The organism is Pseudomonas sp. 05T35, assembly GCF_056396605.1.
Map to the genome: position 1 here is coordinate 1 of NZ_JBFTLU010000321.1, position 5,364 is coordinate 5,364.

4 protein-coding genes are annotated in these 5,364 nt (G+C 59.8%); 1 reads left to right on the forward strand and 3 read right to left on the reverse strand.

Annotated elements, in window-relative coordinates:
- Positions 1-166 precede the first annotated feature (166 nt).
- Together AC1DH9_RS21505 and AC1DH9_RS21510 are read right to left on the reverse strand one after the other, a co-directional pair.
- Positions 167-688 (reverse strand): single-stranded DNA-binding protein, encoded by a 522-nt coding sequence (locus AC1DH9_RS21505; RefSeq protein WP_053162823.1) that lies wholly within the window; start codon positions 686-688, stop codon positions 167-169.
- Positions 689-697: 9 nt separating this feature from the next.
- The gene (locus AC1DH9_RS21510) at positions 698-2,095 is read right to left on the reverse strand and encodes an MFS transporter (RefSeq protein ID WP_477808750.1); all 1,398 of its coding nucleotides are present in this window, start codon (positions 2,093-2,095) and stop codon (positions 698-700) included.
- Positions 2,096-2,288: 193 nt separating this feature from the next.
- Here AC1DH9_RS21510 and uvrA point away from each other — a divergent pair, with 193 nt between their 5' ends.
- Positions 2,289-5,123 (forward strand): excinuclease ABC subunit UvrA, encoded by a 2,835-nt coding sequence (uvrA, locus tag AC1DH9_RS21515; RefSeq protein ID WP_477808751.1) that lies wholly within the window; start codon positions 2,289-2,291, stop codon positions 5,121-5,123.
- A 65-nt stretch (positions 5,124-5,188) separates the two neighbouring features.
- Here the strand turns inward: uvrA and AC1DH9_RS21520 are convergent.
- A partial coding sequence (locus AC1DH9_RS21520) for a ferritin-like domain-containing protein (protein ID WP_477808752.1) occupies positions 5,189-5,364 on the reverse strand: 176 nt, incomplete at its 5' end.

Below are 5,364 nucleotides of genomic sequence, written 5' to 3' on the forward strand. Positions count from 1 at the left end.
CCGGTATTGGCGTGCGCGAAGACAACAGCTTGATCACCAAAGACTCGAGCCGGTTTTTGCCGCACCTGATACTGGACTGAACGACTTATCCCCGGAAAGCGCCCCCAAAAAAAAGGCCCGTAGCGTTTGCTACGGGCCTTTTGTCTATATCCGGCGGATCTGATGATCAGAACGGAATATCGTCATCAAAGCTGTCGAAATCCGGAGCTGGCTGCGGTGCGGCCTGCTGTGGTGCCGGAGCCGAACGCTGTTGCGGAGCCGACTGCTGCGGACGCGGAGCTTGCTGGCGCGGAGCGGACTGCTGGTAGTTGTTACCGCCGCCCTGGCCCTGCTGGTCGCCCTGTGGACGGCCGCCCAGCAGTTGCATGGTGCCTTGCATGTCGACCACGATTTCAGTGGTATAACGCTTGATACCGTCTTTTTCCCACTCGCGGGTTTGCAGCTTGCCTTCGATGTAGACCTGCGAACCTTTACGCAGATATTCGCCGGCGATTTCCGCAACCTTGCCGAACATCGATACACGGTGCCATTCAGTCTTTTCGACTTTCTGGCCGGTTTGCTTGTCGGTCCATTGTTCGCTGGTCGCCAGACTCAGGTTGGTCACGGCGTTACCGTTAGGCAAGTAGCGAACTTCGGGATCCTGGCCGCAAGTGCCGACCAATATGACTTTGTTAACCCCACGGGCCATAACGTTCTCCTAGGCTTCGCACGCGGTCGGGGCCGGGTTGTTGACCAGGCTCTCGAGGGTCGTGCGATCCAATAGTTCGGTGTCCAATTTGATGTAAATGGCCGCTTCATCAGCAACCACCACTGCATCTGTTACCCCAACGACGGCCAGCAGGCGCTCGACCAGACCAGCTTCGCGGATCGCTTCAGGCGATAACGGCAAGCGCAGGCTCGTCACATAGGGAGGTTCACGCATGGTAACAGCAAAGGCCAACCAGAGGGCAGCCAGTCCTGCGCATCCAAGGAACACAGCCGACAGACCGCCATGCTGGAACATCCAGCCACCCATGATCCCGCCCAGTGCCGAACCGAGGAACTGACTGGTGGAATAAACCCCCATGGCCGTGCCTTTGCCGCCTGCCGGTGAAACCTTGCTGATCAGCGACGGCAACGAAGCCTCGAGCAGATTGAACGCGGTGAAGAACACCACCGTACCAATCACCAGAGCCCGCAAGCTGTCGCCGAACTGCCAGAAGAATAGCTCAGTGAGCATCAGCGTACTGACCGCACCGAGTAAAACTCGTTTCATTTTGCGTTTCTTCTCGCCGTAGATAATGAACGGGATCATGGCGAAGAACGAAATCAGCAGCGCGGTCAGGTACACCCACCAGTGCTGCTCCTTGGGCAGTCCGGCTTTTTCGACCAGCGCCAGCGGCAACGCGACGAAGCTCGACATCAACATCGCGTGCAACACAAAAATACCCAGGTCCAGGCGCAGCAGGTCCGGATGCTTGAGCGTCGGGATCAGCGCCTGACGGGCAACGCCAGATTCGCGGTGATGCAACGGGCTGGTGGCGCGCGGCACCATGAACATCACGATCACGATACCAAACAACGCCATGCCGCCCGTCGCCAGGAACAAGCCGGACAGACCAAAGGCGCGGGTCAGCAGCGGCCCGACCACCATCGCCACGGCGAACGACAGGCCGATGGTCATGCCGATCATGGCCATGGCCTTGGTSCGRTGCTGTTCSCGGGTCAGGTCCGACAGCAAGGCCATGACCGCCGCAGAAATCGCCCCGGCGCCTTGCAGGATTCGTCCGGCGATCACGCCCCAGATCGAATCGGCATTGGCGGCCAAAACGCTACCGAGGGCGAAGACGATCAACCCCAGGTAAATCACCGGGCGACGGCCGATACGGTCGGAAATGATCCCGAACGGAATCTGAAAAATCGCCTGAGTCAGGCCGTAAGCGCCAATCGCCAGACCGATGAGCGCCGGGGTCGCTCCTGCGAGATCCATTCCATAGGTCGCCAACACCGGCAACACCATAAACATGCCAAGCATACGGAAGGCGAACACCAGGGCCAGACCGCTTGCTGCGCGGGTCTCGCCAMCACTCATGCGTTCGCTGTGGGGATCGTGCATGGAATAACCTCATGTGAACCGGCGGCGATTCTACCAGTCCCATCGGTTGACGGGGTATAGGGCGACGCTTTGTCGCGAGCCTGCCCCGCGCCGTTGTCAGGCGCCGTTCAGCAAGCGTCATTTGATAGTGTGCATCCATCCAGTATTTGCCCGTATACTCCTACGTTTTCGACGCCCGCCAAGCGAGGCCACCTTGGACAAGATCCTGATTCGTGGGGCTCGAACCCACAACCTGAAGAACATCGACCTGACCCTGCCACGGGACAAACTGATCGTCATCACCGGTTTGTCCGGGTCCGGCAAGTCTTCCCTGGCATTCGACACGCTGTATGCCGAGGGTCAGCGACGCTATGTCGAGTCGCTGTCAGCCTATGCCCGGCAGTTCCTGTCGATGATGGAAAAGCCCGACGTCGACACCATCGAAGGTCTGTCGCCGGCCATTTCCATCGAACAGAAGTCGACCTCGCACAACCCGCGCTCGACGGTCGGCACCATTACCGAAATCTACGACTACCTGCGCCTGCTTTATGCTCGCGTGGGTATTCCGCGCTGCCCGGATCACGACATTCCGCTGGAAGCACAAACTGTCAGCCAGATGGTCGACCTGGTCCTCGCCGAGCCTGAAGGCAGCAAGTTGATGCTGCTGGCGCCAGTGATCCGCGAGCGCAAGGGCGAACACCTTTCGGTCTTCGAAGAACTGCGTGCCCAGGGCTTTGTCCGGGCCCGGGTCAACGGCAAGCTCTTCGAACTCGACGAATTGCCGAAGCTGGATAAACAGAAGAAGCACTCGATCGATGTCGTGGTCGACCGCTTCAAGGTCCGCGCCGATCTACAACAGCGGCTGGCCGAGTCGTTCGAGACGGCGCTGAAACTGGCCGACGGAATTGCGCTGGTCGCGCCGATGGACGACGAGCCGGGCGAAGAAATGATCTTCTCCGCACGCTTCGCCTGCCCGATCTGCGGCCATGCGATCAGCGAACTGGAACCCAAGCTGTTCTCCTTCAACAATCCAGCAGGCGCCTGCCCGACCTGCGACGGCTTGGGGGTTAAGCAGTTCTTCGACATCAAGCGTCTGGTCAATGGCGAGCTGACCCTGGCTGAAGGGGCGATTCGCGGCTGGGACAGGCGTAACGTCTACTACTTCCAGATGCTCGGCTCACTGGCCTCGCATTACGGCTTCAGCCTGGAAGTGCCGTTCAACCAGCTGCCGGCCGATCAGCAGAAGGTCATCCTGCACGGCAGCGGCACGCAGAACGTCGACTTCAAATATTTGAACGACCGCGGCGACATCGTCAAACGCTCGCACCCGTTCGAAGGCATCGTGCCGAACCTGGACCGTCGCTACCGCGAAACCGAGTCCGCATCGGTGCGCGAAGAACTGGCCAAGTTCCTCAGCACCCAGCCTTGCCCGGATTGCCGCGGTACTCGCCTGCGCCGTGAAGCGCGGCATGTGTGGGTCGGCGAGAAGACACTGCCGGCAGTGACCAACCTGCCGATTGGCGATGCGTCCGATTATTTCGGCACGCTGAAACTGACCGGTCGACGCGGCGAAATTGCCGACAAGATCCTCAAGGAAATCCGCGAACGCTTGCAGTTCCTGGTCAACGTCGGTCTCGACTACCTGTCGCTGGACCGCAGTGCCGACACGCTGTCTGGCGGTGAAGCACAACGTATTCGTCTGGCCAGCCAGATCGGCRCCGGCCTGGTGGGCGTGCTATACATTCTCGACGAACCGTCGATTGGCTTGCACCAGCGCGACAACGATCGACTGCTCGGGACGCTCAAGCATCTGCGCGATATCGGCAACACGGTAATCGTGGTCGAGCACGACGAAGATGCGATTCGTCTGGCCGACTATGTGGTGGATATCGGCCCGGGGGCTGGCGTGCACGGTGGTCACATTGTCGCCGAAGGCACCCCGGCCGAAGTCATGGCGCACCCTGACTCGCTGACCGGTAAATACCTGTCCGGCCGCGTGAAGATCGAAGTCCCGGCCAAACGCACGCCGCGCAACAAGAAGCTCTCGCTGTCGCTCAAGGGCGCCCGGGGCAACAACTTGCGCGACGTCGATCTGGAGATTCCGATTGGCTTGCTGACCTGCGTGACCGGGGTGTCCGGCTCGGGCAAATCGACGCTGATCAACAACACCCTGTTCCCCCTCAGCGCCACTGCACTGAACGGCGCGACCACCCTGGAAGCCGCAGCCCATGACGGCATCAAGGGCCTCGAGCATCTGGACAAAGTCGTCGACATCGACCAAAGCCCAATCGGCCGTACGCCACGCTCCAACCCGGCGACCTACACCGGGCTGTTCACACCGATTCGTGAATTGTTTGCCGGCGTGCCGGAGTCCCGCTCGCGTGGCTATGGTCCGGGGCGTTTCTCCTTCAATGTGAAGGGTGGACGCTGCGAAGCCTGTCAGGGTGACGGCCTGATCAAGGTGGAAATGCACTTTCTGCCGGACATCTATGTCCCGTGCGACGTCTGCAAGAGCAAGCGCTACAACCGCGAAACCCTGGAGATCAAGTACAAGGGCAAGAGCATCCACGAAACGCTGGAAATGACCATCGAAGAAGCCCGAGTGTTTTTCGATGCAGTTCCGGCGCTGGCGCGCAAGCTACAGACGTTAATGGATGTGGGCCTGTCGTACATCAAACTGGGGCAATCGGCGACCACCCTGTCGGGCGGTGAAGCCCAGCGGGTGAAGCTGTCCCGCGAGTTGTCCAAGCGCGATACCGGCAAAACGCTGTACATCCTCGACGAGCCGACCACCGGCCTGCACTTCGCGGATATCCAGCAGTTGCTTGATGTACTCCATCGCCTGCGCGATCACGGCAATACCGTGGTGGTGATCGAGCACAACCTGGATGTGATCAAGACCGCTGACTGGCTGGTGGACCTTGGGCCGGAAGGCGGTTCCAAGGGCGGGCAGATCATTGCCGTGGGTACACCGGAGGAAGTCGCCGAGATGAAGCAGTCGCATACCGGTTTCTACCTGAAGCCATTGCTGGAACGCGATCGAGCTTAACGTCCGCGCATGAAAAAGCCCCGATCACTTCATCAGTGACCGGGGCTTTTTTGTAGCCGGCAGAATCAGAACTGCGATTGCAGGTAGTTTTCCAGGCCGACCAATTTGATCAGACCCAACTGCTTCTCCAGCCAKTACGTGTGATCTTCTTCGGTGTCAGCCAATTGAATCCGCAGGATCTCGCGACTGACGTAATCCTTGTGCAGCTCGCAGAGCTCGATGCCCTTGCAGAGCGCAGCAC